The sequence below is a fragment of the Nocardia yunnanensis genome (assembly GCF_003626895.1).
Classification (GTDB): domain Bacteria; phylum Actinomycetota; class Actinomycetes; order Mycobacteriales; family Mycobacteriaceae; genus Nocardia; species Nocardia yunnanensis.
Window position 1 is genome coordinate 7,082,546 of record NZ_CP032568.1, and the last position, 26,458, is coordinate 7,109,003.

Consider the following 26,458-nt stretch of genomic DNA (forward strand, 5'->3'; position numbering starts at 1 on the left):
TGTCGTCACATGGCCTGGGGGTCAGGTGGGCCGGACGGGCCGCTGACCGGCGCGCTGACCGTGCGGAACCCCGACCGCATACCCAATCGGCCCGGTGACATGCCCTGGGCCGACACGGGGCCGCGCAAAGACCGCTCGATTGGGCGCGACTTGACGATTCCGGTCGGATGGAGGGTTGATCGTGCCGCGCCCGGATCCGTATCGGCCGACCAGACGGGAATGCGGCGGTGAAGCTCGAAGGCCACGACTGCGGCGCGGGAGATGATCTGCCCGGCAAGCGGTGGCTCACTCGTGAGGAAGCGGGCGGATATCTGGGTGTTCACCCTCGCACCCTCGCGAACTGGGCTGCCAAGGGGCAAGGCCCCCGCTACTCGAAGCCGTCCGGCACCTCCTGCATGTATCGGCTCGCGGATCTGGACGCCTACCTCGAGGCGCACATGGTGCACACCGAGGACCAGCCGGACGCGGCATGAACCGCACGAAGGAGGGAGGACCGCGAAATGCCAAGAGTAGCTACTGAGCTCGGCAGCTTCGGTGAGATCGGCGTCAAAGAGCAAAAGGACGGGCGGTGGCGGGCGTGGGCCACATTCCGCGACTACGACGGCAAGGGCCGGACCGTGGATGCGATCGCCTCCACGGAGAGCCAAGCGAAAACGAAGCTGCGGAAGCGTTTGACGGCGCGGCAGAAGCAGTACAAGGGCCGTACCCGCGGCAAGATCACCCGGGATACCCGTCTCACGTTGCTGATGGACCTGTGGCTCGACGAGGTGAAACGCGACGAGGGCATCGGTCAGCAGTCCTACGACCGCTACAAGGGGGAAATTGACGCGAGCGAGGACAAGCGTGCCAAGAAGGATGCGGTCAAGTTGCGTCCCGTTCTTGGCAATCTGCGTGTGTGGGAAGCGGATACCGGTCGGCTCGATGAACACATCCAGTCGCTCGCTGCTGCCGGGCTGAAGTCGAAGGCGCGGCTGCACAAGGTCATCCTGACCGGCGTCATGGGGGTCGCGGTTCGCTATGGAGTCCTGACCGAGAACCCGGTGCGTGATACCTCCCGCATGCGCCGACGCAGGACCAAGCCCCAGACCATCGACCGGGACCGGCTGGACGGTTTGCGTGCACAGCTTCGGGAGTGGCTGGCGGGCAACGAGATCCCGGGAACACCCGCCTATAAGCACGGCCCGAAACGGGATCGACTCGTGCTCGACATCGCCGACCTGGTGCTCGGCTCCGGCGTGCGCCCGGGAGAAGCACTTGCGGCATCCTGGGATCAGTTCGATCTCGAGGCCGAACCGGCGACGTTCACCGTGTCGGCGACCGTCGTCAGGCTCAAGGGGAAGGGGCTGTTCCGGCAAGAGTGGGCGAAAACCGATGCTGGGCACCGGATCGTCGCGCTGCCCGGGTTCACGATCCAAATGTTGAAGCGGCTGCGGGAAGACCCGACGCACGGGCGCATGTGTGAAGTGAAGGCGCTGCGCGAAGAAGGCGGCCGTGTGGTGGAGGTGGAAGACAAGGTGCCGCTGGTGTTTCCGGGCAGAGGCGGGGTGCTGCGCGATCCGCACAACTTCAATCGGACCTGGCGGGATGCCCGCGGCACCCTGTACAAGGACGTGACGCAGTACACGTTCCGGAAGGCGGTCGCCACGCTCATCGCCGAGGCGTCGGACTCGAAGACCGCCGCCAAGCAGTTGGGGCACTCCCGTGAGGGGATCACCGAGCGGCACTACATCGCGTCACCGGAGCAGGCGCCGGACTCCTCGTCGGTGCTGGAGCAGGGTTTCGGCACGGCCACCGGCTGACGAACGGTGCGGCGCTGAATCTTTGGGATATTTTTGGGAATGACACGTTTTGACGGGTGGAATGAACAAAGCCCCTGACCGTATTGCCTGGTCAGGGGCTTATTCTTGTGCGCCATCAGGGACTCGAACCCCGAACCCGCTGATTAAGAGTTCCACTCAAAGCACAGGTGGTGCGCAGATCTGAACGCTGAGACGTGGTTCGGGGATCAAGTAGGTGCAGTTGCTTTCCGTATGGCAGACGGGATCGTCTGCGCGCGGTGGTCTACGTCCACGACGGCGCGGTTGCACACGCAGGGCCGCACCGTCGATCCTCGCGGACAGTGGGAAGATCTGCCCGGCCCGTTCAGCTTCGTCCCGGCGTCCGCGCGGATGTCTAACTTGGAGATCGATCGGAGATTGCCCGGCCTGCACATTTACTCTGGCGACAAACTTCACGCGCACTGGGGCGTATGGTGCGAATACGTCGATCTGACTCCCGGTCACCGCCAGCGTCCAACTGCGGACGGATATTGGGATCACACGGAGAACCGTGCTACCGCGCATGGGGGTCTTCGGGGGAACCGAGTTTGCTCTGCGGTAGCGGGAATGTTTTGCCTCACAGCTACATCGAGCGGAGCACGGATCACCAATCGCCGCGCGGTCGGCTGAAACGCCAGAGCTGGCCGGTGGTGACTTCCTCAGCCTGCCGGTGCCGTGCCTGCGGTGGATGGTGGAGGGGCGGCGCGTGCCAATGCCCACCGGAGCTGTTCAATGCGGGCTATCAGCCAGAAAACATCTGACGGTGAGTGCCAACACTCTTACCTTCTGTGCCAGCAAATCGATTCAGGCTCGCTGATCAGGGCTTGAACGCTACCATCGACTGTGGGTGTCCGAAATGATCGCTGCGTCATGCATCGTGGATGTGGGGTTGGCTAGTCATCCGCATCCGCGTTTCGGATATCCGCGCTGACCTCCGGCCCGAGGGGTTCTCCTGCCGTCAGGGTGGGGCCGAGCTAGCTGTTCGCCTGCTGGTGGGAGTGCCCGCGGGCAACATCCGCTCCCAGCAGCGCGTCGAACACGGCGGTGAAGGCACAGGGAGGATTTCGGGGTGACCGGCGGGGTGGATCTGTGGGACGACAATCCGACGACAGTGGACTTGTTGGGTCTCGCCACGGTTGTCGATGCTGTCGTGGGAGCTCTGCATGCTCCAGGGTTGGACCCGGTAACGGTCGGACTGCACGGCCCGTGGGGCGCGGGTAAGTCCTCGGCCCTGCATCTGTTGCGTCAGAAACTTTCGGGCACTCCCGGCTATTTGGTGATCCATCTGGATCCCTGGGAGTTCGATGATCAGTTCGATGTGCGCGGGACTGTCGTGGCGGAGGTCCTGCAGGAGATCGTCGCGACTTACGCTTACAGCCACGACGGAGTTCAGAAGCTGTGGACCAGGATTCGCGATTCCCGTGTAGCGGCGGCGGTCGCGCGCGGTGTCATATTCAGTGATACCGACAAGCTCATCGAACGACTCACACCTGCCGCGTCGAAGGACTCCCACGGCATGGCGGGGTTCCGGGATGAATTCACCACGTTGCTAGACGATTTGGCAGATCTGCGTCGGATCGTGGTCCTTATCGATGATCTCGATCGCTGCCTGCCGGATGCGGTCACCGCGACCCTCGAAGCCATCAAGCTGTTCTTGTCCGTACCGAAGATGTCGTTCGTCCTGGCGGCCGACAAGGAGATGGTTCGCTCGTCCATCGCGGCGAGCCTGGATGCGAGCGGCAGAGGAGACCTTTTCGCGGAGCGCTATCTGGAGAAGATTGTGCAGGTACCGTTTTCGCTGCCGCAGATGAGTTCCGCCGACGCCGAGACTTACATCGCGCTGCTGCTGTGCGCCCAGCAATGCTCGGACACCGGCCATTACGACTCGCTTGTCGCGCACGCCCAGCGCCGCCGTTCCCAGGGTCAAGCTCCACCGCTGGCCGATCTCGACAGGCTTCCGTACAAGCCGGATGCCGGTATCTTCGCCCTCGCGAACCGCTTCGCGACCGGCCTGTCGGCACAGAGCGCGAGCAGCCCACGCAGTATCAAGCGATTCCTCAATCAGTTCAGGTTGCGTCAGCAGATCGCCGCGGGCCAGGGGATTCGGTTGGAGCCGTCGGTGATCGCCAAGCTCATGCTCTTGGAAGACAGTCTGTACGGCGATTTTCAGGTGTTGGTGAAGCTGGCCGATGAGGGGCGGTCGAGCCTCCTCGCCGCATGGCAGGACTGGGCTACGGGCAACGCCGATGAGCGTCCTGAAGGGGTGAGCGAAGAAAGCAGAGCATGGGCTGCCGCGGCGCCGGATATTCGCAACGAACCCATCGGGAACTACCTCAGTCTTGCCGCTTCACTGGGAGGTCTCACCGCCAGCGCTACTCTCAGTCAGGAACAGCTCGATTGGGTGGCGGCATTGATGGGGGAGTCGGAAGTGCACCGGCGGCGAGCCCAGGAACTGGTGTCGGGACGGCCTTCCGGCGAGCAACGCGCGATGGTCAGAGTCATTCTCAGTAGAGCCAGGGGCAACGGCAAACCGGAGTACCTGGTGGAGTCACTCGTATACCTCGCCGCCAAGACATCCGAACTGGTGCACGATATCGCCGAGGGTCTCTGGTCGATTCGCGATGTAATGGACCCGACGTCCGGCTACGAGATAGCCATGAGCACAACCGACGAAATCCGCTTGCTGGCACAACGATTGGCCGGGGATACAGAGCTCGACCCTATGGTCCGCAGGGCCATCGAATCGGCGGCGAGTGGCTGATGGGTACCTCCGGATCGTACGGGGGTAGCGGCTCCGCACGCTGGGACGCCGCCCACGAGGCATTCACCGAATTGCATGCCGCCGGGGACTCTTCCCCCGCAGCTGCGGTGGCGGACTTTCTTGACAAGGTGTTGAAGGCACTCGCGACCGCTTTGGTCTTCGACGACATCGACCATGGCATCGTCCCGCCGGTGGGCTTCCCGCTGCACCCCTCGGTGTACCGGCCGACCGGTGGCGGCGGAGGTGCCGGATCCGCGACCGGACGAGTCGGCAGCGGATCGCCTCGTCAGGTACTGCGTGGAGCCGCCCGGGGCGCCGGAGCGGTGGCCGGTGCCTACGCGCTGCGAGACGGCGATGACGCGGGCTTGCGCGAACTCGGCCTGGACCCGGAACAGTTGGCGACGCTCGGCCCACGCGCCCAAGTTGCCCATATTCTGCAGGTGATCCTCGGTGATGCCGCCCACCCCGATGACGCCGCGCTGCGCAGGGCAACCGCCAAGCACGTCAAGGCCGTTATTCTCGCCGATGTGCCACCCAGTCCGGCCGACAGTATCCGCGGGTTGGTCGCGGAGTGGATCTATGAGCTGACCCTCGTCGAGCTCGGCTCCCAGCAGGCATCGGCGAGCACGTCCGCTGCCGAGATGATCCGCAAACAGGACTGGCTTCGCTCGTGGCTCAACCGCCGCGTGCGCGATATCGAAATTCCCGACGCGAACCGTATGACCGTCCAGCAGTTCTCGGCGGTGGCAGCGAAAGTGACAGAGGAGGCACTGCGGATATTCCGCAGTCCGAGCCCATGACAACGAGATTGGAAGTCTTGCCCCACGGCGTCGGCCAGTATGACCGCCACGCCGAGGCCCTGCGATGGAGCCTTCCTGCCGGCGAAGGTGCCGCGGTGGCGGGAAATCTGGATTGGGATCTGGGCAGTCTGGGAGAGGTCCCCGTCGCAGCCGCGGACCTCGTCCGTCTCGCCGCCGCGGCCTATCTCGCCGACCGTCATACACCGCGGCCGACGACGTTCACCCGCACGATCGAGTTGACCGTGCACCTCAGCGACCCGACGGCATGGAACGGTGAACTCGGAGAACACCTTCAATCGCTGCTGGCATGGCTGACCGGAGACAGCTGGATCCTGCGCGGCGCGCCAGGGCCGTCGTGGGTGGCGATACCATCACACGTTTCGACACGGGCCGATGATGTGATGCTGCTCAGCGGTGGCCTGGACTCACTGTGCGGTGCAGCGGCGCACCTCGGTGACGAAGCGCAACGGATCCATCTGAGCCACATCGACGGAAACAACGCTGTCCGCAAAGCGCAGAATGCCATCGTCGCATGGCTGAAACCGAAGTCGCCGAAGACTTTTCGTCACCAGCGGATCGAATTCCGGGAGCCGGGAGGCGCTGAGGAATCCTCGTCCAGGAGTCGAAGTCTGCTGTTCATGGCCTTGGCCACGGCGGTGGCCGCCGCATCCGGCTGCCGCCGGGTGACCGTGCCGGAGAACGGCTTCACGAGCATCAACCCGCCGCTGACAGCCGCACGCGGAGGAGCTCTCTCGACGCGGTCGACACACCCGGACACATTTGCTCGGATCAACCATCTGATCGACCGGCTGGCGCTGCCGGTCACCATCTCGAATCCCTACGGGTACTACACCAAAGGTGAACTCCTGGACCACGCCCACGCGCACGTGGGACCACAGCTGCTCACCGTCGCGGCGGCCAGTCTGTCGTGCTCGAAGTTGGACGGCCAGTACTATGCGGGAGGCAATTCGAATTACAACTGCGGCTTATGTTTTGCCTGCATCGTGCGGCGAGCTGCGTTCACCCGGGGTGGCCACAGTGACCCGTCTCCGTATCTCGCGACATCGCTGACCGGCGAGGCGTTGCACAAGCTGCACGACCGGCGTCATCGAGATATTCGCGACGTCCAGCAAGCACTCATCGAGGGTATCGACGACACCGCCGTGCTCGCGGTCGGAGCACTGCCCGCAGATTGCGACATCGACGCGATCATCGATGTCTGCCACCGCAGCCTGGAGGAAATCGGTCGTGTCCCACTTCCCTGATTCACTGCCGCCACTCGACTGCCACGCCCACATCGCGACCGATGTGACCGCGAAACAGATCGACGCCCTGGACGCGGCCGTGGTGTTGGCGGTGACGCGCACCCCCAGCGAAACGCGGATCGCGATCGGCCGGAACGACTCCACACTGATCTGGGGCAGCGGAGTTCACCCCGCCATGAAATCGGCTCTGCAGGAATTCGATCCGGGCGAATTCCGTTCGAGTTTGCGCGACCTGTTGTTCATCGGCGAAGTCGGCCTCGATCGCCGCGGCGATCTCGCTCTGCAGCGAGACGTCTTCTCCCAAGTGATGGCGATCGCCACGGACCAGCACGTGCTGATCTCGATCCACAGCGCGGGCCGAGCCAAGGAGGTGCTAGACCTGCTCAGCGAGTACCCGCACCCCGGGGCAATTCTGCACTGGTTCATGGGCGACGCCGAACAGCTTTCCCGCGCAATCGAATTGGATCACTACTTCTCCGTCAACGCGGCCATGCCGACATCGACCCTCGAAGCCATTCCGCGGAACAGGCTGCTGCCAGAAACGGACTTCCCCGCCAGCACGAGATCGACGCGAGCGCGCAAGCCCGGCGACATCCGCGCTCTCGAATCCCGGTTGTCAGCGCTGCCCACCTTCGCAGGCACCGATATCCGACGCATGTTCTGGCAGAACTTCAGGACGATCGCGACCCGAGCCGGAGTCCTGGAGCGTTTGCCCGAGAACGTATTCGATGTGCTGATCGGCGCCTGATCCGCATCGGCAGCGCCCGCGCGGTTCGCTACACGCCGTGCTCGCCCGCGACGCGTCGCGCGATCGTGTCATTGGCCATCAAGGCTTGCGGCAGTGCGCAGTCCTTCAACGAGGCGGCGGGCTCGAGTTGGGCGGCGAGAAGCCCTTTCGCACTGGTGAAATCGGTGCCGGACAGGTCCGCACCCGCGAAGTCCGCGCCCGCGACAGTGGCACCCGCGAAGCTGGAGCCCGCCAGGTACGCCTTGGTCAGATCAGCCGAACGGAGATCGGACCGCTCCAGGCGTGCGCCGGCGAGATGGCGTCCCGACAGGTCCACTCGCGGGCGACCCGACGGCGCCGTCGCCGGTATCGATCGCAGCAGCACCCGCAGTGCCTCACCCACTTCGGCACTCGGCACCGTTGGCAGGCCCGCCCTCTCCAAGCCGCCAGGCTTGATCTTGGGGGCGTGCTCCAAGACGAAGGCGTTCAGCACGCGTGCGGCGTGCTCCCCCTGATCGGGGGAGTCCTTCACGATCCGTTCGAGCGCGAGTACCCCGCCGATACGTGCATAGGACTTATCCGAGCTCAGCCGCTCCAACGATTTGGTGAAGCGGTCGGTGACCTGCCCACGCCGCGCCAGATGGTATGTGCGTCCGGTGTATATGAGCGCCGAGGCGGCCCCGAGCGCGGCGGCGATCTGGACCGTCACCAACCGTATCTGTCCCAGAACGGTGGCTCGTTCCGCCGGTTGCAACGCATTCCAGCTCTCGCCGCTCGCCCAGCTGGCGACTCGGCCACCGATCGGCGTGAATTCCACGGCGACGACCACCGCGAGAACTGCCATGCCCACCAAGGCCAGAACGGTCCGACTCACCCACTTCCATCCCATGCCCAATTCTTACCCAAGCGTGGGTCCGACCGAGCATCGCCGAACCACCGCGCCGTCTCCGGGACGCGCTGATCGTCAGTTCGCATCGCGGACAGGGTTGACGGTGGGTGAGGAAACGCCAAAGCGCGGGCGTGCAAGACATGGAGGAGGGCGTTCGTGGCGGCGGTGAGAGCACCCGGTCGGCTCTGCGGCCGGTGCCGAGGGTGGTGGGCGGCTGGGATCGTCCAGGGCGGCGGCGGTTTCCTGGGTTTGACTGGCGAGCATCCGCAGGCCCTCGTCAGTGAAGGTCGGGTGTGCAGACGCCGATCGGGTAGTGGGCGACCGAGTACGGCTGCGCGCGTTGTTCCCGCACAATGTTCGTTCGGTAGCCTCGTGCAGCTCCCGGTTCCCGCGCACGCACAACGCCACCTGTGGCACGTCACCGAATCGTCCGAACCTGACGGCAGACACTCCAGCAGGGGCGGACCATTCGTCATCCTCGGGCGTCACCAGTCGACCACCGAGACGCTCGACCTTGTCGAGGTCGCGCGCCGGAGTGCACCTGGATCTTCGAGCCGGATCTGCCGCGATCAACCGGGTTCGGTCCGGTCAGATCGCCCCTTTTCGCCTGTGTCGACGCCGCGATGGTCATCGCCTGCTGGTCGCTCGGCGAGGAGCCGCCGCCCTGCTTGCGAGGGGTGAACTTCGGCACCAGCGGCTCAGTCAGCTCCCGCGACTCGTCCGACGACCGGTGATCGCTCGATTCAGCGCTCAGTCACCGAGTTCGGCACGTCGCCAACGCAGTTCGCGCTCTGTTTTGCGCATAGGCGATCCTGCGAACGGCAAGGCGTCGTAATCGACTGCTGTGGCCGCTCGGAGTGCGACGGTGCGCGCTGAAATCGCGGCTCGCTCGGTGAGTCCGACCTCTGTGGCGAACGCAGCCCAGTCGCGGGCGCGTAACTTGCGGGTCCGGCCGGAGATGGGCAGCGCCATCGAGTCATCGCCGTAGACCAGAGTGCACGGGATGTCGAATATCGGTGCGATACCCCATTTCCCGCCGGGGGCCTCGACTACACCGACGTTCTTCGCGTGTAGGTCACCGTTTCCGGTGAGCCAGGCAAAGAGGAACTGCAAGTAGAGGTTTCGACGGGCCACCGTCGGAGCCTCGGTGATCTGCGCGAGTGCGTTGACCACGCTGGCCGCATCGGGCTGATACTTCGACGCCGGAGGCAGGCCCAGCACCTGTGTCGCATCCTCGAACGCCAAGCGCCGCCACGAGCGACCCTCGTGCACCCGGTCGAACCGCCGCACCAGCAGACCGGTCTCGCCAATGCGGTCGGTCACCAGATTCGCCTCGGCCACAGGGATTTTCATCAACCTCGCTGCCTTCAGATGCACCGCTTCGTTCTCCACCAGGTCGGGATACTCCGGTTGCGAGAGCTTGAGAATGAACCGCCCATAACGAGCCGCGAACGGCACGCTGATCATCGACGCACTGGCTTTACGCTGCACTCCCGGTAGTGCATGTGTATCGATTTCGTCTACGAATCGTGCGAACTCGAGTTCAGCTGGCGAGTCTCCCTCAACCAATGGCGGAAGGTCGGTGAGCAGCTGATCGGCAGGGATGATCTGGACATCCCCTGGCACATCACTACCCACGGCCAGCAGCAGGCTCAATTCATCGTTGATGCTGGTTTTGACCGCACGCTGCAACACCGTGAGCCGATGCCCCTCGGGCAGAAGACCTTCGAAGAAGGGCGGCACTGCGCCGGCGATGCTGTGCACCGGATCCGGGCCGAGTGGGAGCGTCGTGGCTACGGGCGTACCGTCGGCGAGGTAGTCCCTCTCGTAGCGAAATTCGGTCCCGCCATCCGCTGTCCGCTCCAAGACAGCGGCGCGTCGACCGGCCTTGTACACATCCGCTCGGGCAACCCGCCGAAGCTTCTCGAGATCCTTCAATCGACGACTCCCAGGGTGAGTCCGACCACGTCGGCCACGGCGGCGACGGTGGCGATACTGGTTGAGCCGCTGCCGTGCTCGATCTCACGGACCGTGCGGGTGGAGGTGCCCGCCAGCTCCGCCAACTGCTCCTGCGTCAGCCGGTGACGGCGGCGTGCCGCGTGAATGGCGTCCCCGATGCTCGATACCGCAGTCATCGCATCACCTCCATGAATCGGCAATATTCTGCCGATATCGACCCGGCTTCTTTCAGGCTACCGGAAGCAATGTCAAAATCGGCAGAATACTGCTGATTTCTGCTGAGAAGGACTCATCTGGGTACCGTAGTGGGTAAATCGGCAGAATATTGCCGATGGAGGCCAGTGCGGCGGCCCGTCGGCGAGGGTGTGGCAGTGTGGGAATTCAGGGCCCCGGATGGGTCGCAATCGGAACGTCGTGGGGCGGGTTTGCCAGCCGGTGGACCTCTGCACACGAGGAGTTTCAGGCTCGTTTGCGGTGCTGGAGTCAGGGTTTGGTGGGTTGCAGACCGGCGGGGCCAGGTAGTGCTGAATCTTTGGGATATTTTTGGGAATGACATGTTGCGACGGGTGGAATGGAGAAGGCCCCTGACCATACTGCCAGGTCAGGGGCCTTCTGTTGTGCGCCATCAGGGACTCGAACCCCGAACCCGCTGATTAAGAGTCAGCTGCTCTGCCAATTGAGCTAATGGCGCGTGTGTCGCCGCGGGGGGCTTGGGCTTTCGCTTGGGCCGCTCTGCGGTGCGGAAAGAACATTAACAGGGTTGGGTGTGGAAAGTGAAATCGGTGGGTTGAGCTGCGGGTTTTCTGGGGGGTGGGGGGTTGTTAACGCGGCGGGGGTGATCGCGGATGTTTGGGGCGTTGGGCGTGGTGGCCGGAGGACGAGACGTGAGGCGGGGTTTGATGAGTGGAGTGAGGGGTCGGCGGGCGGGGCGGGTGCTGGGGGCGGCGGTGCTGGCGGTGATGTTGGCGGCGTGTTCGTCGGGAGGGAAGGGGCAGTCGGGCGGGGCGGCAATCGATTCCAATCCGATCGGCGAGTTGATGAAGCCGAAGGTGATCTCGCCCATCAAGGATGGCGACAGAGGGGTCTCGCCCGGTGCGCTCACGTTGAAGGTGGAGGACGGGAAGTTCACGAAGGTCGCGCTCACCAATCCGGAGGGCCGGGCGGTGCAGGGTGAGCTGGCCGCGGACGGAAGCGCCTGGAACTTGACCGAGCAGTTGGGATTCGGCAAGACCTACACGTTGAGCGCGGATGCCATCGGACTCGGCGGGGCGAGCACCTCGACCATGAGTTTCACCACGATCACGCCGAACAATCGCACCCACCCATATCTGCTGCCGGCCGAGGACGAGGTGGTCGGTATCGGGCAGCCGGTGGCGGTGCAGTTCGACGAGAACATTCCGGATCGCAAGGCCGCGCAGGACGCGATCAAGATCACAACCACGCCGGCGGTCGAGGGCGCGTTCTACTGGGTCAACAATCGCGAAGTGCGCTGGCGGCCACAGAATTTCTGGGCGCCGGGCACCAAGGTCGACATCTCCGTCACCGCCTACGGGCATGATTTCGGCAATGGCCTGGTCGGCGACAGCGACATCCACTCCAGCTTCACCGTCGGCGACGCCACCGTCTTCACCGCCGACGACAACACCAAGATGGTCACCGTGGAACGCAACGGCCAGGTGATCAAGACCATGCCGACCTCGATGGGCAAGGATTCCACCCCGACCGACAATGGCGTCTACATCGTGGGCGACAAGTTCGACCGCATCATCATGGATTCCTCCACCTACGGCGTCCCGGTGAACTCGCCGGGCGGCTACAAGACCCCGATCGACTGGGCGACGCGAATCTCCTACTCCGGCATCTTCTTCCACTCGGCGCCGTGGTCGGTGGGCGCGCAGGGCTCGGTCAACACCAGTCACGGCTGCCTGAATCTGAGCCCGTCCGACGCGAAATGGGTCTACGACAACGTCAAGCGCGGTGACATCACCATCGTGAAGAACACCGTCGGTGGCACCCTGTCGGGCCTGGATGGGCTGGGCGACTGGAACATTCCGTGGGAGCAGTGGAAGGCGGGCAACGCCGACCGCGGCTGATCACGCGCCGAAGGGGAACTCCGATGCCCCTTCGGACACGCTCGATTCCGGGATCAGCCGATGACGCCGGGTCCCGTGGGGTTGTTGCAGCCCAGGCCCGCCATGCCGCCGAGCGAGGCGGCGCTGCCGAGGACCGTGCAGGTGTTCTTGGAGGAGCCGGTGGTCGCCGACCCCGTCGCGCCGCCGAGTTTGAACATCGAGGAGCCGAGATTGACGATCGACTCGATGGGGTTGCTGGAGTCCTTGGCGCCGGGCACATTGTCGCCGGGGCTCGCGGTGTCGCCGGGGGTCGTGGCGCCCGGAGCGGTGGCGCTCGGGGTCGAGGCGGCGGCGTCGGTGAGGACGATTTCCGCGGACGCGATGGGCGCGGCGGGCAAGATCGCCGCAACGGCTAGCAATGTGGTTACGGCACAACGATTCACTGCGGATCCTTCGTATCGGGCGTGCGGGGGCCCCGACACCCCCGGTTTCGCGAGCAGTCTACGAAGATCGGGTGACGCGCGCCGCAAAATGCGACACACTGATATTTCTCTCACACCGGCGTGCGTGCCACGGCCCGCACGGGAGCCCCGTCCGCCCCGGGCAGGTGCAGCGGAAGCAGCGAGACCTCGAAGGGCCCGGCGGTGAGCAACCGCGCCAGCCCGGTCAGATTCTCGGCGATCACGGCGTGCGCGCCGCACAGGATCCGATGGACCGGAATCTCCGAGGCCGGCGTGGGATCGACCGACAGGGCATCGATGCCGATGGTGCGCACACCCGCGGCCACCAGGTATTCGGCCGCCTCCACCGTCAGATGCGGATGGTCCAGATAGGTCCGGGTGCCCCAATGCTCGGACCAACCGGTCGCGATCAACACGATGTGCCCGGCCGCCACCCGACCCTCGAAGAACTCGCGCCCGATCGCCCCGCCCGCGCCGACCGGGCGCGCGTCGATCACCACTCCCGGCCCGAGAAACCGTTCGAGGGGCAGCTCGTCGAGCGCGGGCAGCGTGTCGTCGATGTGCCGCGGCGCGTCCACATGCGTTCCCGTCTGCGAGCCCAGGTCCAGGTGCAGCACATTGACGCCGTCGACGGGCACGGTCAGCGCGGGCCGCACGGTCACCTCCGGATCGCCGGGATACACCGGCATGCCCGATCGGATCGGCACCGACAGATCGATGATGGCCACTTTCCCCTGCCTCCCTGTGGTTTTCGCGAGAAGATGACAGCAGCAAGATCGAATGACACCGCGCCTGCGAAACTACACAGAATTCGAGAATCGCCATGTCTGCCATACATATTGCCGTGTTGAACCGCAGTACCGTACTGACCGACGCCGAGGTTTCCGCCGTGGTGCCCGCCCTGCAGACGCAGGTGCACCGCGATTGGGCGCCCGCGTGGGGCAGCGACGCCGACCTGAGCTTCGTCGCGAGCGCTCAGCAGCCCGAGCCGGGCTCGTGGTGGCTGGTCGTCTCCGACGATTCGGATCAGGCCGGCGCGCTCGGCTACCACGACCTCACCCCGGAGGGGCTGCCGCTGGGAAAGGTGTTCGCGCGCAGCGACCGTGACGCCGGACTGCAGTGGACGGTCACCGCCAGCCACGAGCTGCTGGAGATGCTCGCCGATCCGGATATCAACCTGGCCGCCTACGAGTTCTCCACCGCCACCATCGGACGCATCTACGCCTACGAGGTCGCCGACGCCGTCGAGGCGAATCAGTACGGGTATCAGATCGATGGAGTCCTGGTATCGGACTTCGTGTTTCCGGCCTGGTTCGAGAACTTCCGCAAGGCGGGCAGCACCCAGTTCGACTACGGCAAACACCTCACCGCGCCGTTCGAACTGCTGCCCGGCGGGTACATCGGCGTCTTCGACATCACCGGCGGCAGCGGCTGGCATCAGCTCACCGCCGACAACGCGCCGGCGCGGTACGCCATGCGCGCCCGGGTCGGCAGCCGCCGCGAACGCCGCCGCACCCCGCGCGATCAATGGTTGCTCAGCGACCCGAAGTGAGATCGGCCACCATTCGGATGCCAACGGGTTGCCGGTCGCTGGCCAGCGACCCGTTGGATCGTCTAGGCTCGCCGGGACAAACGAATACCCGGCCGCTATGAGTCGTTGCGGGAGAACCCCGGCTTCCGGGTACCGAAGGAGCAACCTCCCCGGAATCTCTCAGGTACAGATACCGTTTCGACCAGGCCACTCTGGAAAGCAGGCGCATCCGCGCCTCGCCTACGGTGCAAACCGCGAGTACGCGGTGAAGCTCTCAGGTCCCATGACAGAGGGGGAGATCCGATAACCGGGCGAATGCCCGGCTGACCAGAGGACCTCCCATGCCTGTCGACTCGACGCTGCCGCCCGGGCCGGCCGCCCTGTCCGACACCGCCGCGCCCCAGGCGCCCCCGCCGGTTCCCGGCCTGAACACCCTCGCGGCCGCAGCGCTGGGCACCCGCTCCGCGCTGGCCGAAGTCCTGGCCTACAGTCACCGATTCGTCACCGTCTACTGCCGTGCCGCGCTAGGCGCGTCCCCGAGTGCCGACCTGCTGGCGGCCGAGGTGTGCGCCACCCTCGCCACCGGCTGGCCCACCGCCCACACCCAGCGTCGCGACTTCCTGGAATTCGTCCACGCCACCGCGAGCCGCGCCGTCGCACTCGGCCGCTGGGAATCCCCTCACACCTACCCACTCGGCCCCGTCACCGACATGCAGCGCGAAATCCTCCTGCTGCGGGCGATAGTCGGCCTCTCCCCCATGGAAACCGCCGTGGCACTGCGCATTCCAGTCCTCACCGTGCACCGGGAAACATCCGGCGCGCTCGCTGCGGCAAAACGAGCGAACCGCTCCCATCGCGGCCGCGTGGTGGCCTGAGCCGTCAGCGACCCGCGACAGCGAGCGCGAGGGTCGCCGCCGCGAACGCGAAATACGCTCCGGGAAAAGCGATATTGCGAATCACCCCGGTGCGGACGTGAACGACCAACGCGATGGCGAAATACAGCACCAAGCCCAGCGCCGCGGCGATACCGATCGGGCGAGCGCCCAGCAGTCCGATCAGGACGCCGAGCGCTCCGGCGCCCTTCAACGCGCCGGCCACGGGAATCAAGGATCGAGGGAAGCGCACGGCAGCCGAATTGGCGAGCACGAAATCGGCGCGGGCGAAATCAGCGATCGCCATTCCGCCATTGATGGCGATGGTGACGACGGCGACGACCAGGTACGTGATGAACATGCGAGGCTCCAAACGAGGCACGGGATCGACCATTTCGAGCCTCGCCGAACAGCATTCACGCGTCCAATACCTGCATCTATAACCTGATGGCATGGATGTGGACACCCGTCTGCTGCGCTACTTCGCCGCCGTGGCCGAGGAGGGCACGCTCAGCCGCGCGGCCGAGCGGTTGTTCGTGTCCCAGCCGGCGCTGACCAAGCAGATCAAACAGCTCGAAAGTCAACTCGGCGTGCGGTTGTTCATTCGATCCAAGGCGGGTATGACACTGACCGAAGCAGGCAGGGCCCTCGCGCAACGGGTGCCGCGGGTGCTCGACAGCTGGGACGAGGCACTCACCGAAACCCGCGGTGCGGCCAGCCGGGCCGCCCACGTTCTCCGGGTCGGATACGTGGCCAGCGCCGCCAACGAGGCGACCCAGCAGATCATCGCCGACTTCGGCCACCGCCGCCCCGAATGGCGAGTCGAAATGCGACAGGCGGCCGCGTGGTCCAATCCCACCGCAGGACTGCTCGACCGCGAAGTCGATATCGCCCTGCTACGCACGCCTTTTCCCGGCGCAGAAGGTCTGCGCGTGGAGTGGTTGCTGACCGAACCACGCTGCGTCGCCCTGCCTGTCGCGCACCCCCTCGCCGGTCGCGAGGTGATCGAATTTCGCGAACTGTGGTACGAGCCCTTCGTGGCCGCCCCGCCGGAAACCGGGGCCTGGCGGGACTTCTGGCTGGCCGCCGACGAACGCGCCGGCCACTCCGTACGCATCGGCGCGATCACCGACCGCACCGACGACTGGCTGACGGCCGTGGCCAACGGCTACGGGATTGCCCTGGCCCCCGAATCCGCCGCGCGCTTCTTCGCCCGCCCCGGCATCGTCTACCGCCCCGTCACCGGGGTCTCCCCCACCCACGTCGCCGTCGTCTGGCACCCGACCCACGATCGCGATCCGATCGTGCGAGATTTCGTGATCAGCTGTCTGAAGTTCCGCCAGGCTCGCTCCGAGACGTAGCCGGAACGGCGAAGCCGAATCGACTGCGCCGGTGGAATATTCGATGCTCTGCTAGGCCTAGACCCGGGTGAAGGTGTCGCTGTTGGTGAGGACGGCGTGGGCCCAGGGGAGGGTGAGGAGTTCGGGTGGGGCGCCGGGGTGTGGGGGTTTGACGGCTTGGTCGGAGACTACGTGCCAGGCGGCGTGGAGGTTGCCGTCACGGAGGAGGCCGGTGAAGGAGCAGATGCTGGGGATGTCGCCGGCGGCGACGAAGGAGAACTGGGCGCAGGGGCCGGTGTGCAGGCCGATGATCGGGACCGTCGAACCGGCGAAGGCGCTGTCGCCCAGGGCGGTTTCGGAGGTGCCGGTCAGCCGGCCGTCGGAGTCGTCGGTGATGGTGAGGCGGGACCCGTACTCGTTCCGCCACGAGCCCTTCCATTCGATGCGCGATGCAGAGTCCATGTCGGCGGCATACCCGTTCGCGGCGCGGTAACTCGCAGTCAGCTTCCGGTCGGGATGGATCGGGAGGCGGCGAACTCGGCCATATCGACCTGGCGCATGGCATTGGCGAGGGCGGTGATGGTGCACAGCCCGAGCGGGCCGGTGCGGTCGTAGAGCAGCGCGGTGGCGATGCCGATGCCGGCGGCGGAGACGTGGTCCTGGGCCAGCAGGCCGAGTTCGCGCCCCTCGGGCAGGCGGGACAGACTCAGCGTGACATCACTGTTGATGTACCCGACACCGCCGGTGCCCCAGTTGCACACCAGGTTCGCGCAATCGGCGACGAAGGCCGCGCGTTCGAACGGCGTGGGCTCCAGGCCCGACACGATGGCGGGCACATTGTGCCAGGCCGCTTTCCGCAGCGCGTTGACGCCGGAGGCGAAATCGTGGGTCCAGTCCAAGTCTCCGGACTTGAACAGCGGCGGGTTGCCGTACGGACCGTCCAGAGGCTCGTCCGGAATGGGCAGTTCGCCGCGGTCGGGCCGCCACAGCTGCCCCGGCGGCTCGGCGGCTGCAGCGAGAAAGTTCACGGTGGCCCGGGCGCGCACCTGACCGTCCTGGACGATCGAGGCGTCGGCCACGCGAATGCGCCTGCCGTCCCGCGCGATCGAGCTGTGCACCTCGATCGGCTCGCTGCGGACCGGACTGAACAGATCGACGGTGAACCGGGCCGGCACGAATCCCGGCCCGGGGTTGTGGGTTTCGAGCCGATGCGCGAGCAGCCCGCAGACGGCGGTGCCCGCCAATTGTGCGTCCGACCAGGCGCTGACCGCCATCTGAGTCGCCGTGTAGCGACCGTTCTCCACTGTGAAGAACGCTGTCATGCTGCCTCCCCGAGCCGTCCGATGAGCTGACAAATTAGAACATGTGTCAGAAGCGTGGCGGTAGTGCGGCCGGATTCAGTTCACCCACGGCGGGTCGATGGGGGTGCCGTCGGGCAGTTCACCGGTGAAGCCGACGGGCGCGTTGACCAGGAGTTCGGCGCGAACCTCGGACGGATTGTCCAGGCGGATGGTCGATCCCGCGGCGGCCACCGCGGCATCACCCGCGCCCAATCGCGCGGACTGCCCCTCGATGGTCAGGGTGATGCCGCCGCATCCGCACGATGCCCGCGCCAAGATCGTCACGCTCACCGAGCGCGGCTGGGCGTGCACCCGCGCCGCCGACGCCGCGGCCGCCCGGTTCACCGAGCAGTGGGCGAACACCCTCGGCGGGGCGGCGACGAACGGATTGCGCGACGCGCTCGCCCGCGTTGTCACACCCGGCCGCGTGCGTCCCTCGGCCTGGTGAAAACCGGTGCGGTTCAGCCGAGTTCGAGTGTGGTCACGCCGTATACCCGCTCACGGTGAAACGGTCGCACCGGCCCGGTGTACATGCGGGCGGTCTCGAAACTCGGTTCCAGGCCGGCCTCGGCCATGAGGCTCACGGCGGGCGCATTGTCCAGCGGAACATCCACCGCCAGTGGCATTCCCGCCGCATGGGCGGCGACGGCGGCCAGGAGTTGGCGGGCGTCGGCGGGGGCGTCGGCGAACAGCGGCCCGACGCGCAGGGTCGTGCGCGCGGGCCGCAGGACGGCATAGCCGGTGATCTCACCGCGCACGATGCGGGCGAAGACCCGATGCCCGGGTTCGGTCAGCCACACGGTCAGGAAACCGGGCCGATCGGCCGGACCGCACGCGGCGTCGTAGGGCAGCAGGGCGGCGAAATCCGTTGGCGCGAGCGCGGTTACCGTGTCGTCGGGCAGCGGCAGCCGCGGGACGCCGAGGAAACGCGCACTGCGATAAGCGAGTTCGAAGCCGCTGCGGCGATAGTTGTCCTGCTGCGCCGGCACCCCGTCCAGGCCGATCACGCGGTCCCCCGCGTGCTTCAGTCCCGCTTCCCACGTCGCCACACCGAATCCATGACCGCGCAGCTCCGGGCGCACGAGATAGAAACCCAGGAAAGCGAATTCGCTGCCGTAGTTGACCACCGACACCGCGGACGCGGGCTCGCCGTTCACCCGCCCCAGGAAGAACCCGTCGGGATCCTGCGCGAAGAACGCGCCGGTATCGCGCGCCCCCGGATTCCACCCCTCGGCGGCCGCCCACTCCACGACCGCGGCCCACTCCGACGGCGTGGCACGGGAAATGACCAGATCATCGATTCGCACGGCCTCCGGCATGCCACCAAGGTAACCGCGAAAGCTCTGCTACTCGCGCAGATTCAGGCAGATGGGGTGCCCCTCGGGATCGAGCACGATGCCCCAGGGCAGCTGATTGTCCCAATCCGGATTGAGGCCGGGCTGGAACTCGGGGATGGTCGCGCCCAGCGCGACCGCCAGATCGGTGGCCTGGTCGATATCGGCGACGTTCAGGTCGATGTGCACGCGTTTGGGGTGCGCCGGATCGTCGGGCCAGGGCGCGGCCTGATGACCCGCCACGAAACCGAAGCACAGCACCGACTTTCCATCGGTGATCAGCGCGTAGTCGTCCTCGGCGTGCATGATTCGCCAATCCAGCAGGGCGGCGTAGAACTCGGCGAGCGCGCGCGGATCGGCGGTGTCGATGGTGACGCAGCTGAGCGCGATCGGCGCGGTCACGGCGGGTCCCTTTCGGTCGGTGGAACGGCCATCGAACTGCCCGGCAACCATAACCCGGCGCTCCGGTAGGGTCGGGAAAAGCATGGCCGACTACGCGCATTCCGATCACGCCAGCCGCAGCCGGGAAGAGAAGGCCCGGCGGCTGGCGGCCTACATCTGGGCGCGCGAGATCAGCGGCGGCGAACTCCTGGCGATGACCCCGGCACAGCGGCGCAAGCTGGCGCGGGCCGCGGAGACGAATCCGCCGAGCACCGACGAGACCTGGCGGGTGGTGGCGGGGCTGCTGGCGGACAAAGACGCCTGGGCCGCGCGCCATCCGGCACATCCCGCGGCGCGCCGCGAGCACGCGGACGAGAAGATTCTGTGGGTGAAACCGCCGGTCAAACCGTGGGAGTAAGACACCCGGCCTCTTGACAGCAAGAAATGAACCGGGGTTCACTGCTTGAGTGTCCCCCGATTACGAGAACCACTCCGGCACGCGCCCGGCCGCCTGGCGCGACGACCTGACCGGCGGTGACGACTCGCTGTTCGCCGGCCGCCCCGAACCGGTGAACGAATACACCGGCCGCACCCTGACCTACGAGGTGACCGGGCGCATCGCCCGCATCACCTTCAACCGGCCCGAACGCGGCAATGCCATCACCGCCGACACCCCGATCGAACTGGCCGCCGCCGTCGAGCGCGCCGACCTGGATCCGCGGGTGCACGTGATCGTGGTAAGCGGGCGCGGCAAGGGGTTCTGCGGCGGCTACGACCTGTCGATCTTCGCCGAGAACGGCTTCGCGCCCGCGGAGGGCGCGCAGCCCACCGCGGGCACCGTGCTGGATCCGGTGGTCCAGGCGCGCAATCACAACCCTTGGGGCACTTGGGATCCCATGGTCGACTACGCCATGATGTCGCGCTTCAACCGCGGTTTCGCCAGCCTGCTGCACGCCAACAAGCCGACCGTCGCCAAGGTGCACGGGTTCGCCATCGCGGGCGGCACCGACATCGCGTTGTTCGCCGATCAGATCGTCTGCGCCGAGGACGCCCGCTTCGGCTACCCGCCCACCCGCACCTGGGGGATTCCCGCGGCCGGCATGTGGGCGCATCGCGTCGGCGATCAGCGGGCCAAGCGCATGCTGTTCACCGGGGACAGTCTCAGCGGCAAGCAGGCCGCCGAATGGGGGCTGGCCATCGAGGCGCCGCCGGCCGACGAGCTCGACGCGCGCACCGAGGAACTGCTGGAACGCATTTCGCGGGTCCCGATCAACCAGCTGGTCATGGCCAAGCTCGCGCTCAACAGCGCACTGCTCAATCAGGGCGTGCTGAACTCCGGCATGATCAGCACCGTCTTCGACGGCATCTCCCGCCACACCCGCGAGGGCTACGCCTTCCAACTGCGTTCCGCGACCACGGGTTTCCGCGAGGCCGTCCGGGAGCGCGACGAGCCGTTCGGCGATTGGAAGCGCGCGCAGTTCGAGCAGCCCAAGGACTGAGCGGATCAGGCGGTGCCCTCCACGTCGGTGCGTTCGACTTCGGCCACCACGCGGTCGGCGAGGGAGCGGAGGGCGGCGGCCTCGGGGGCGGTCATGTCGTCGATGAAGAGGCGGCGGACCAGTTCGACGTGGTTGGGGGCGGCGGCTTCCAGGGCGGTGCGGCCCGCGTCGGTGAGGCGGACCTCGCGGCCGCGGGCGTCGTCGGCGGCCTGGCAGCGGTCGACGAGGCCGCGGGCGCTCATGCGGGTGAGGTGTTTGGACAGCCGGCTCTTGTCCCAGCAGATCTCCGCGCCCAGTTCCTTGGCGCGCAATTGGCCGCCGGCGGCGGAGAGCGCGACCAGGACTTCGTAGTCGGACACGGACAGGCCGTCCTGGGCGAGCCCGGCGGCCATGGCGGATTCCAGCCGTTGCCGCATGCGGATGTAGGACTGCCAGGTCGCCTGTTCCTCGTCGCTCAGCCAGCGCGTCATGGACTCCATACTATCGACGGATAGTTGACACGGACACTAACCGCATCCACAGGAACCTCACCGCGATTCGGCGCGGCCCCTCCACGGTGCGCTGCCGTACAGTACACACGGTTCGATTTGCGTAGTTCTGGCGGGAATCATCAATGCGCGAGCAGCTTTCGCGACAGGACGAATGAGACATATTCCGGCAGAAGAGCTTCCGGGCGTTCGGGGCAAATCCCCTAATTCACCTGGATGGATAGCCCATCCGGTTGACAATGCAACGTTGCGCCAGAAAACTCGACGCCGAGCCCGGGCCGGTCATCGCGCCGCACCCGCTGCGGCGGCGATGGCACTCCGCGCCGAACCGGGCCAGCTACCACCCTATTGCGCCGACATTGAGGAATACATGAACGTTCGCCGGCTTCTCGTCACCGCCAGCGTCGCGGGCTTGACGACCATCGCAGCCCAAACCGCCGTCGCCTACGCCGACGTCCCCACCGGTTCCTCGGGCACCGGTTCTTCCGCCCTCGACACCGGCTCCGCCGCAATCGGATCCGCCGGGCTCACCCAGACCGGCTCCGCCGGCGGGCCCGTCTACGAGAACTGCGACCAGGCGCGCGCGGCCGGCGTCGCCCCGCTCTTCCGCGGCCAGCCCGGCTACAGCGCCCACCTGGATCCCGACGGGACCGGGATGGCCTGCCCGACCGTCTGAGGGTTGAACAACTCTCGTAGCTCTCAGGGGCAAGCCCCTGAAACCCCTTACGAGGCTTCGGGCGCGCGCCCGAAACCCTGACCAACGCGCAAGCCCCGGGCATCTCACGAAATCACGGAGCAAGCCCGGAACCCAGACATGAGTGAGCCCCCGGCCCTATCGGACCGGGGGCTCACTCATTGGCCGACACACGACTCGCAGGATCCGCCTTTGCCACCATACGGGCCGACTTCCGTCCGACATGAATGTGGCCCGGTCCTGTTGGACCGGGCCACATTTGGTTCGGGGTTTCCGGGGCTAGCCCCTGAGTCCCGGGTGGGTTTCGCTCAGCGGCGGAAGAGGCGGACCACGACCAGGGTCGCGATCAGGGCGCCGGCGCCGATGAGGGAGTACTTGATCTTGGGCTCGTTGACCTTGGCCACCAGGGATTGCTTGGCGTTGTCGGCCAGGCGCTGGGGGTCGGCGCGTACCGCCAGCTCGTCGAGGGTGCTCGCGAGCCGGTTGCGTGCGGCTTCGATCTCCCGCTCGATCGCCTCGGTATCTCTCGCCACGTCACACTCCTGTCTGAAAGCCGCGCTGCAGGCGGCGACTGTCGTCTCGGGGCCGCTCACCCGGCGCCGTTCGCGCGCGGGGGCCGACCCGAACAGGAGTGTATCGCCAATACCGCGCCCGGCTCCGGGACTCACACGCGAGTCCTCCCCGCCGGCCGGATGGCCACGACCTCGACGGTCCGCACCACGCTCACGGCCGCGTCCGCATCGGCTAGCGTGGCGGCATGACCGAGAACCTCCGGCTCAGTCCCGGCGACCCCGCGCCCGCCTTCACCCTCCCCGACGCCGACGGCAAGGACGTCTCGCTGTCGGACTTCCGCGGCCGCAAGGTGATCGTCTACTTCTACCCCGCCGCCAGCACGCCCGGCTGCACCAAGCAGGCCTGCGACTTCCGCGACAATCTCGCCGAACTCGAGGGCGCGGGCATCGAGGTGGTCGGCATCTCCCCCGACAAGCCCGCCAAGCTGGCCAAGTTCCGCGACGCCGAAAAGCTCACGTTCCCACTGCTGTCCGATCCGGACAAGGAAGTGCTGACCGCCTACGGCGCGTTCGGCGAGAAGATGATGTACGGCAAGAAGGTCACCGGCGTCATCCGCTCCACCTTCCTGGTCGACGAGTCCGGCAACATCGAGGTCGCGCAGTACAACGTGAAGGCGACAGGCCACGTAGCCAAGCTGCGCCGCGACCTGGCAACCCGCCTCCCCGGACTTTCAGCGGGCGACTAGGAGCCGCCGGCTGTCTCGCATCCGGACTGACGTTTGGTGCCGAAGCAATTCTGGGCGTACCCGACGAGTTACCCCGGTCGCCACGAAATCAGTTGTCGCCTCGTCGAACGAAAGCGATCCCCGGCCCATTTGCGGGTCGGGGATCAAGTTAGACCTTCGGCATCATCTGCGCGGCCCACTGGACCATCATGCGCCAGTGGTTGTCCCACCAGTTGGTGAACTCCGCCGTGCCTAACGGGGGCGGCGCGAGTTCGCCGGGGAACAGGCCGGATTCGGTGGGTGCGCCGACCGCGTGGGTCGGGGCCGGGATGATCGAATCCTGATTCGAGGAGACCTCGGGTTCCGGATTGGCCTTGATCAGCGGCTTCGGATGGGACTTCTCCGCATGCGGACCCCAGTTGAGGCTGGCCGGATCGATGGTCACCACATCGCTCGGCTGCAACTCCGGCGCGGGCTGCTGATCGGTATCGGGTGCGACGGCGTCGGTGGGCGTGGCCGGGGCGGGCAGACCGTTCATCACGTCGCCCGAGGAACCGCTGTCCGGCGCGGGCGCGGCGGGCGCGCCCGGATGCTCGACCACATTGTTGCGCGCGTCGGCGGAGACCCGGGAGTCGATGAGTATGGGCGCGGGCACCTTCTTGGAATCACTGCCCGCCGCGTACACACCGCCCGCCACCAGGCCGCCGGCCAGCACGCTGGCCGCCGCGAACAATGCCGCGGTACCGCGGGCCCGCCGGATGCGTTCCGCCGCCTCACCGGCGAACTCGGCCTCCGGCAACGCCGCCAGCGCCGCGCCGAGGGCCGGTGCGACCGCGGCCACCGCGCACGGGATGACCGGCGCGCCGAAGCCCGACTCCAACGCCGCCACCACCGCGGATTCGGTTGCCGCCGAACCGATCAGCACCACCGCGTCCGGCTTCACCCCGGCCGCGTCGAACTGGTCCCAGGCGGCCGTGACGGCGGTGCGCATGGCCTCCTCGGTGGCCGCGCCACCGCTGAGCGTCACCGCGGCCAGCACCCGGCCCCGATCCGGCGAGATGAGCGAGAACGCCTGGAAGCCGGGCACCACCTCACAGATGGCGAGGTCCTCGAATTCGTCGACCCAGGTCATGGCGCGGGCCACCGCGAGATGCGCGGCCTTGGCCGAGACCAGCGACGCCTCGTGCCAGGGGCCGGCGGCCAGCTTGGTGACGATGGCGCGCCGCTCGGCGGCGTCCCGGTAGGCCACGGCCGCACCGAGGATCTCGCGATCCGCGCCGATCCGATCGGCGATGTCCTCCATCGCCGACTCGACGGCGACGGCCAGATCGGCCTTCGTCTCCCCGGCGATCGGCACGACACGCTCGAGCACGATGCGGTCGTGCAGCTTGTCGCCGGCATCGGCGAGCGCCACCGCGCGCACGGTTCCACGCTCGGTGGCGACGCCGATGGTCACCGCCGAACGGACAGAGATAGAAGCAACCACGATCAGCCTTCCAACGTCATGCCGACAAGGTTTCGATTCCCGGGACACCTGGCCGAATTCGGCCCACTCACCACTCCGCAGAGATACGCAGCTGGGAGGCAGCTGCGATGGTCGTTCGGTGCCGAAGGCGGCGTGGATGGGTCCGATGCGGTGACACACGAACTACCGCAGCGTGTCATGCGCGTGTCGCTACCCGTAGGCTGTTGTTCGTGGAAGCACGCACGGGAACCAGGTCGACGCGACGACCGGACCCTGCGTTGGAGCTGCAGGACGACCCCCAGGAGCTGATGCCCCGTCGCCGCCCGACGCAGGAACGATCGAAACGCAAGTTCGACGCCCTGTTGCAGGCCTCCCGGGAACTGCTCGTCGAGGTCGGCTTCGAATCGTTCACCTGCGAAGAGGTCGCGGCCCGCGCGGAAGTGCCGATCGGCACGCTGTATCAGTTCTTCGCCAACAAGTACGTCATCGTCTGCGAACTGAATCGCCAAGACCTGGTGGCGGTTTCACAGGAGCTGGCCGACTTCCACGGCGAGATCCCATCGATGGACTGGCTGCGGCACATGACCGCGCTGGTCGACCATCTGGCCGACCTGTGGATGACCGACCCGTCGCGGCGCGAGGTGTGGCTGGCCATGCAGTCCACGCCGTCCACCCGCGCGACCGGAGCCATCCACGAAAAGGAGTTCGCCGAAGCGGTTTCGCAGATGCTGCGCCCGCTGATGCCGCGCACCCCCCGCGGCCGCCGCTCGATGATGGCGCAGGTGCTGGTGCACGTCGTCTACTCGATGCTGAATTTCTCCGTCCAGGACGGCCTGAGCCATGAGGACGCCGTCGCCGAGCTCAAGCGCCTCATGGTGGCGTATCTGCTGATCGCGGAGAAGGAATCGCGTTCCGGCGGTCAGCGGACCACCTTCGATCCGGACTAGTCGCGGATCAGGTCGGCCAGTTCGCCCGGATCCTCGAGCACCACCATGGCGGCCGCCGTGTCGCCATCGTGGGTGAGCGACAGGTGAACTCGCACCCGGGGCAGGAATTCCGCTGCCAGGCCGTGCAATTTGATGCTGGGCCGTCCCCAGGCGTCGTTGACGACCTCGATCAGGGGGTACGGGTTGTCGCCGATCTGCGGGCTGCGGGCGAAGCGCGAGGATGCCCATGCCTTGATGACCGCCTCCTTCGCCGCCCAGCGGGTGGCGAAGCTGCGCGCCGGATCGGTGCCCTTGCTTTGGCAGTAGCGCCGCTCCCCAGCGGTGAAACTCTCCCGGAGCATGGTGGTTCCGGTGCGTTCCAGTTGTTCGGCGAACTCGGAGATGGTGACCAAGTCCAGGCCGATACCCAGGATCGTCACAGTGCGGGACTCCTAGATTCCTCGTGATTGCAGTCGAATTGGCTGCGAACATACCAGCGCGACCTACGGCTCCGTAGGGTCCGCGGGTGCCGGGTCCCGAAGGATGACATGGAACAGCGGACTCGCGTCGGGTAACGCGAGCCCGCTGTGTCTGACCCGC

Annotated in this window: 31 protein-coding genes, 1 tRNA gene, 1 pseudogene and 2 riboswitches; of the genes and pseudogenes, 16 read left to right on the forward strand and 17 right to left on the reverse strand. The window is 66.6% G+C overall.

The features are described from left to right. Positions 1-227 precede the first annotated feature (227 nt). The 6 genes from D7D52_RS33120 (at position 228) to D7D52_RS33150 (ending at position 7,391) form a co-directional block, all read left to right on the forward strand. The gene (locus D7D52_RS33120; RefSeq protein WP_222932721.1) at positions 228-473 is read left to right on the forward strand and encodes a helix-turn-helix transcriptional regulator; all 246 of its coding nucleotides are present in this window, start codon (positions 228-230) and stop codon (positions 471-473) included. A gap of 27 nt (positions 474-500) precedes the next feature. Beyond that, entirely contained in the window at positions 501-1,799 is a 1,299-nt protein-coding gene (locus D7D52_RS33125) for a tyrosine-type recombinase/integrase (protein WP_120742739.1), read from the forward strand. Positions 1,800-2,886: 1,087 nt separating this feature from the next. Beyond that, on the forward strand, positions 2,887-4,578 hold the full coding sequence (locus D7D52_RS33135; RefSeq protein ID WP_120742743.1) for a KAP family P-loop NTPase fold protein: 1,692 nt from the start codon (positions 2,887-2,889) through the stop codon (positions 4,576-4,578). Next, a complete protein-coding gene (locus D7D52_RS33140; protein WP_120742745.1) occupies positions 4,578-5,378 on the forward strand; it encodes a hypothetical protein in 801 nt (266 codons plus the stop codon). Before D7D52_RS33135 ends, D7D52_RS33140 begins: the two co-directional genes overlap by 1 nt. A gap of 17 nt (positions 5,379-5,395) precedes the next feature. Further along, on the forward strand, positions 5,396-6,643 hold the full coding sequence (locus D7D52_RS33145; RefSeq protein WP_162958713.1) for a hypothetical protein: 1,248 nt from the start codon (positions 5,396-5,398) through the stop codon (positions 6,641-6,643). Further along, the gene (locus D7D52_RS33150) at positions 6,594-7,391 is read left to right on the forward strand and encodes a TatD family hydrolase (protein WP_120742749.1); all 798 of its coding nucleotides are present in this window, start codon (positions 6,594-6,596) and stop codon (positions 7,389-7,391) included. The genes D7D52_RS33145 and D7D52_RS33150 overlap by 50 nt, the downstream gene beginning before the upstream one ends. Before the next feature lie 28 nt (positions 7,392-7,419). Here the strand turns inward: D7D52_RS33150 and D7D52_RS33155 are convergent, their stop codons facing one another. From D7D52_RS33155 to D7D52_RS33175, 5 genes and pseudogenes are all read right to left on the reverse strand, one after another. Beyond that, complete coding sequence (locus tag D7D52_RS33155; protein WP_162958715.1) at positions 7,420-8,244, reverse strand: pentapeptide repeat-containing protein; 825 nt, start codon at positions 8,242-8,244, stop codon at positions 7,420-7,422. A 547-nt stretch (positions 8,245-8,791) separates the two neighbouring features. Continuing rightward, positions 8,792-9,013, reverse strand: a pseudogene (locus D7D52_RS39625) (hypothetical protein); the annotation flags it as partial. Then, positions 9,010-10,197, reverse strand: a complete 1,188-nt coding sequence (locus D7D52_RS33165; protein WP_120742755.1) for a type II toxin-antitoxin system HipA family toxin — start codon at positions 10,195-10,197, stop codon at positions 9,010-9,012. The gene D7D52_RS33165 and the pseudogene D7D52_RS39625, both read right to left, overlap by 4 nt. Continuing rightward, complete coding sequence (locus D7D52_RS33170) at positions 10,194-10,394, reverse strand: helix-turn-helix domain-containing protein (protein ID WP_120742757.1); 201 nt, start codon at positions 10,392-10,394, stop codon at positions 10,194-10,196. The genes D7D52_RS33165 and D7D52_RS33170 overlap by 4 nt, the downstream gene beginning before the upstream one ends. Positions 10,395-10,836: 442 nt before the next feature. After that, a tRNA-Lys gene (locus D7D52_RS33175) sits at positions 10,837-10,909 on the reverse strand. Positions 10,910-11,117: 208 nt separating this feature from the next. Here D7D52_RS33175 and D7D52_RS33180 point away from each other — a divergent pair. Further along, a complete protein-coding gene (locus D7D52_RS33180; RefSeq protein ID WP_120742759.1) occupies positions 11,118-12,311 on the forward strand; it encodes a L,D-transpeptidase in 1,194 nt (397 codons plus the stop codon). Between the two features lie 53 nt (positions 12,312-12,364). Here D7D52_RS33180 and D7D52_RS33185 read toward each other — a convergent pair whose 3' ends face one another. Then, on the reverse strand, positions 12,365-12,733 hold the full coding sequence (locus D7D52_RS33185; RefSeq protein ID WP_162958716.1) for a hypothetical protein: 369 nt from the start codon (positions 12,731-12,733) through the stop codon (positions 12,365-12,367). 110 nt (positions 12,734-12,843) lie between these two features. Further along, positions 12,844-13,479, reverse strand: a complete 636-nt coding sequence (locus D7D52_RS33190) for a cyclase family protein (protein WP_120742763.1) — start codon at positions 13,477-13,479, stop codon at positions 12,844-12,846. 119 nt (positions 13,480-13,598) lie between these two features. Between D7D52_RS33190 and D7D52_RS33195 the strand changes: the two genes are divergently transcribed. Further along, positions 13,599-14,303 carry a hypothetical protein gene (locus D7D52_RS33195; protein ID WP_222932722.1) on the forward strand — a complete coding sequence of 235 codons (705 nt, stop codon included), beginning with the start codon at positions 13,599-13,601 and terminating at the stop codon, positions 14,301-14,303. Between the two features lie 98 nt (positions 14,304-14,401). Further along, positions 14,402-14,488, forward strand: a riboswitch (glycine riboswitch). After that, positions 14,489-14,582, forward strand: a riboswitch (glycine riboswitch). A gap of 41 nt (positions 14,583-14,623) precedes the next feature. Beyond that, positions 14,624-15,157, forward strand: a complete 534-nt coding sequence (locus D7D52_RS33200; RefSeq protein WP_120742767.1) for a hypothetical protein — start codon at positions 14,624-14,626, stop codon at positions 15,155-15,157. Positions 15,158-15,161: 4 nt separating this feature from the next. Here D7D52_RS33200 and D7D52_RS33205 read toward each other — a convergent pair whose 3' ends face one another. Then, positions 15,162-15,515 carry a DoxX family protein gene (locus D7D52_RS33205; protein WP_120742769.1) on the reverse strand — a complete coding sequence of 118 codons (354 nt, stop codon included), beginning with the start codon at positions 15,513-15,515 and terminating at the stop codon, positions 15,162-15,164. Positions 15,516-15,606: 91 nt separating this feature from the next. Between D7D52_RS33205 and D7D52_RS33210 the strand changes: the two genes are divergently transcribed. Next, a complete protein-coding gene (locus tag D7D52_RS33210) occupies positions 15,607-16,515 on the forward strand; it encodes a LysR family transcriptional regulator (protein WP_120742771.1) in 909 nt (302 codons plus the stop codon). Between the two features lie 57 nt (positions 16,516-16,572). Here the strand turns inward: D7D52_RS33210 and D7D52_RS33215 are convergent, their stop codons facing one another. The 3 genes from D7D52_RS33215 to D7D52_RS38250 all read right to left on the reverse strand — a co-directional run bounded on the left by D7D52_RS33215 (position 16,573) and on the right by D7D52_RS38250 (position 18,110). Further along, a complete protein-coding gene (locus D7D52_RS33215) occupies positions 16,573-16,956 on the reverse strand; it encodes an avidin/streptavidin family protein (RefSeq protein WP_120742773.1) in 384 nt (127 codons plus the stop codon). Positions 16,957-16,994: 38 nt separating this feature from the next. Next, positions 16,995-17,816: an acyl-CoA thioesterase domain-containing protein gene (locus tag D7D52_RS33220; protein ID WP_120742775.1), complete on the reverse strand. Its 822-nt coding sequence runs from the start codon at positions 17,814-17,816 to the stop codon at positions 16,995-16,997. A 75-nt stretch (positions 17,817-17,891) separates the two neighbouring features. Continuing rightward, complete coding sequence (locus D7D52_RS38250; RefSeq protein WP_162958717.1) at positions 17,892-18,110, reverse strand: hypothetical protein; 219 nt, start codon at positions 18,108-18,110, stop codon at positions 17,892-17,894. On the opposite strand from D7D52_RS38250, the gene D7D52_RS33225 reads away from it, so the two are divergent. Further along, positions 18,079-18,282: a hypothetical protein gene (locus tag D7D52_RS33225; protein WP_222932723.1), complete on the forward strand. Its 204-nt coding sequence runs from the start codon at positions 18,079-18,081 to the stop codon at positions 18,280-18,282. The two genes, D7D52_RS38250 and D7D52_RS33225, sit on opposite strands and share 32 nt — an antisense overlap. A 13-nt stretch (positions 18,283-18,295) precedes the next feature. On the opposite strand, the gene D7D52_RS33230 is transcribed toward D7D52_RS33225, so the two are convergent. Both D7D52_RS33230 and D7D52_RS33235 read right to left on the reverse strand, forming a co-directional pair. Then, positions 18,296-19,153: a GNAT family N-acetyltransferase gene (locus D7D52_RS33230; RefSeq protein WP_120742777.1), complete on the reverse strand. Its 858-nt coding sequence runs from the start codon at positions 19,151-19,153 to the stop codon at positions 18,296-18,298. A 27-nt stretch (positions 19,154-19,180) separates the two neighbouring features. Then, on the reverse strand, positions 19,181-19,570 hold the full coding sequence (locus D7D52_RS33235; protein WP_246023480.1) for a VOC family protein: 390 nt from the start codon (positions 19,568-19,570) through the stop codon (positions 19,181-19,183). An 82-nt stretch (positions 19,571-19,652) separates the two neighbouring features. Between D7D52_RS33235 and D7D52_RS33240 the strand changes: the two genes are divergently transcribed. Together D7D52_RS33240 and D7D52_RS33245 are read left to right on the forward strand one after the other, a co-directional pair. Next, positions 19,653-19,967: a hypothetical protein gene (locus D7D52_RS33240; protein ID WP_120742781.1), complete on the forward strand. Its 315-nt coding sequence runs from the start codon at positions 19,653-19,655 to the stop codon at positions 19,965-19,967. A 49-nt stretch (positions 19,968-20,016) separates the two neighbouring features. Beyond that, a complete protein-coding gene (locus D7D52_RS33245) occupies positions 20,017-21,048 on the forward strand; it encodes a crotonase/enoyl-CoA hydratase family protein (protein ID WP_120742783.1) in 1,032 nt (343 codons plus the stop codon). A gap of 5 nt (positions 21,049-21,053) precedes the next feature. Here D7D52_RS33245 and D7D52_RS33250 read toward each other — a convergent pair whose 3' ends face one another. Continuing rightward, positions 21,054-21,518 (reverse strand): MarR family winged helix-turn-helix transcriptional regulator, encoded by a 465-nt coding sequence (locus D7D52_RS33250; protein WP_120744659.1) that lies wholly within the window; start codon positions 21,516-21,518, stop codon positions 21,054-21,056. Between the two features lie 430 nt (positions 21,519-21,948). On the opposite strand from D7D52_RS33250, the gene D7D52_RS33255 reads away from it, so the two are divergent. After that, on the forward strand, positions 21,949-22,212 hold the full coding sequence (locus tag D7D52_RS33255; protein WP_246023482.1) for an excalibur calcium-binding domain-containing protein: 264 nt from the start codon (positions 21,949-21,951) through the stop codon (positions 22,210-22,212). 326 nt (positions 22,213-22,538) lie between these two features. Here the strand turns inward: D7D52_RS33255 and D7D52_RS33260 are convergent, their stop codons facing one another. Beyond that, positions 22,539-22,763 (reverse strand): DUF3618 domain-containing protein, encoded by a 225-nt coding sequence (locus D7D52_RS33260; protein WP_120742785.1) that lies wholly within the window; start codon positions 22,761-22,763, stop codon positions 22,539-22,541. Positions 22,764-22,987: 224 nt separating this feature from the next. Between D7D52_RS33260 and bcp the strand changes: the two genes are divergently transcribed. Beyond that, positions 22,988-23,488, forward strand: a complete 501-nt coding sequence (gene bcp, locus D7D52_RS33265; RefSeq protein ID WP_120742787.1) for a thioredoxin-dependent thiol peroxidase — start codon at positions 22,988-22,990, stop codon at positions 23,486-23,488. Positions 23,489-23,636: 148 nt separating this feature from the next. Here the strand turns inward: bcp and D7D52_RS33270 are convergent, their stop codons facing one another. Next, positions 23,637-24,923 (reverse strand): DUF7159 family protein, encoded by a 1,287-nt coding sequence (locus tag D7D52_RS33270; RefSeq protein WP_120742789.1) that lies wholly within the window; start codon positions 24,921-24,923, stop codon positions 23,637-23,639. 317 nt (positions 24,924-25,240) lie between these two features. Here D7D52_RS33270 and D7D52_RS33275 point away from each other — a divergent pair, with 317 nt between their 5' ends. Further along, positions 25,241-25,879 carry a TetR/AcrR family transcriptional regulator gene (locus tag D7D52_RS33275; protein ID WP_246024097.1) on the forward strand — a complete coding sequence of 213 codons (639 nt, stop codon included), beginning with the start codon at positions 25,241-25,243 and terminating at the stop codon, positions 25,877-25,879. Here D7D52_RS33275 and acpS read toward each other — a convergent pair. Beyond that, entirely contained in the window at positions 25,876-26,298 is a 423-nt protein-coding gene (acpS, locus tag D7D52_RS33280) for a holo-ACP synthase AcpS (RefSeq protein WP_120742793.1), read from the reverse strand. The genes D7D52_RS33275 and acpS overlap by 4 nt on opposite strands. Positions 26,299-26,458: the final 160 nt, after the last annotated feature.

Bases quoted from the DNA above. Each gene is read 5' to 3' on its own strand.
- D7D52_RS33225 (WP_222932723.1), top strand. From the start codon at position 18,079: ATGCCGCCGCATCCGCACGATGCCCGCGCCAAGATCGTCACGCTCACC.
- D7D52_RS33250 (WP_120744659.1), bottom strand. From the start codon at position 21,518: ATGACGCGCTGGCTGAGCGACGAGGAACAGGCGACCTGGCAGTCCTAC.
- D7D52_RS33240 (WP_120742781.1), top strand. From the start codon at position 19,653: ATGGCCGACTACGCGCATTCCGATCACGCCAGCCGCAGCCGGGAAGAG.
- D7D52_RS33210 (WP_120742771.1), top strand. From the start codon at position 15,607: ATGGATGTGGACACCCGTCTGCTGCGCTACTTCGCCGCCGTGGCCGAG.
- D7D52_RS33200 (WP_120742767.1), top strand. From the start codon at position 14,624: ATGCCTGTCGACTCGACGCTGCCGCCCGGGCCGGCCGCCCTGTCCGAC.
- D7D52_RS33220 (WP_120742775.1), bottom strand. From the start codon at position 17,816: ATGACAGCGTTCTTCACAGTGGAGAACGGTCGCTACACGGCGACTCAG.
- D7D52_RS33125 (WP_120742739.1), top strand. From the start codon at position 501: ATGCCAAGAGTAGCTACTGAGCTCGGCAGCTTCGGTGAGATCGGCGTC.
- D7D52_RS33170 (WP_120742757.1), bottom strand. From the start codon at position 10,394: ATGACTGCGGTATCGAGCATCGGGGACGCCATTCACGCGGCACGCCGC.
- D7D52_RS33275 (WP_246024097.1), top strand. From the start codon at position 25,241: ATGCCCCGTCGCCGCCCGACGCAGGAACGATCGAAACGCAAGTTCGAC.
- D7D52_RS33150 (WP_120742749.1), top strand. From the start codon at position 6,594: ATGTCTGCCACCGCAGCCTGGAGGAAATCGGTCGTGTCCCACTTCCCT.
- D7D52_RS33215 (WP_120742773.1), bottom strand. From the start codon at position 16,956: ATGGACTCTGCATCGCGCATCGAATGGAAGGGCTCGTGGCGGAACGAG.
- D7D52_RS33205 (WP_120742769.1), bottom strand. From the start codon at position 15,515: ATGTTCATCACGTACCTGGTCGTCGCCGTCGTCACCATCGCCATCAAT.
- D7D52_RS33230 (WP_120742777.1), bottom strand. From the start codon at position 19,153: ATGCCGGAGGCCGTGCGAATCGATGATCTGGTCATTTCCCGTGCCACG.
- bcp (WP_120742787.1), top strand. From the start codon at position 22,988: ATGACCGAGAACCTCCGGCTCAGTCCCGGCGACCCCGCGCCCGCCTTC.
- D7D52_RS33140 (WP_120742745.1), top strand. From the start codon at position 4,578: ATGGGTACCTCCGGATCGTACGGGGGTAGCGGCTCCGCACGCTGGGAC.
- D7D52_RS33180 (WP_120742759.1), top strand. From the start codon at position 11,118: ATGAGTGGAGTGAGGGGTCGGCGGGCGGGGCGGGTGCTGGGGGCGGCG.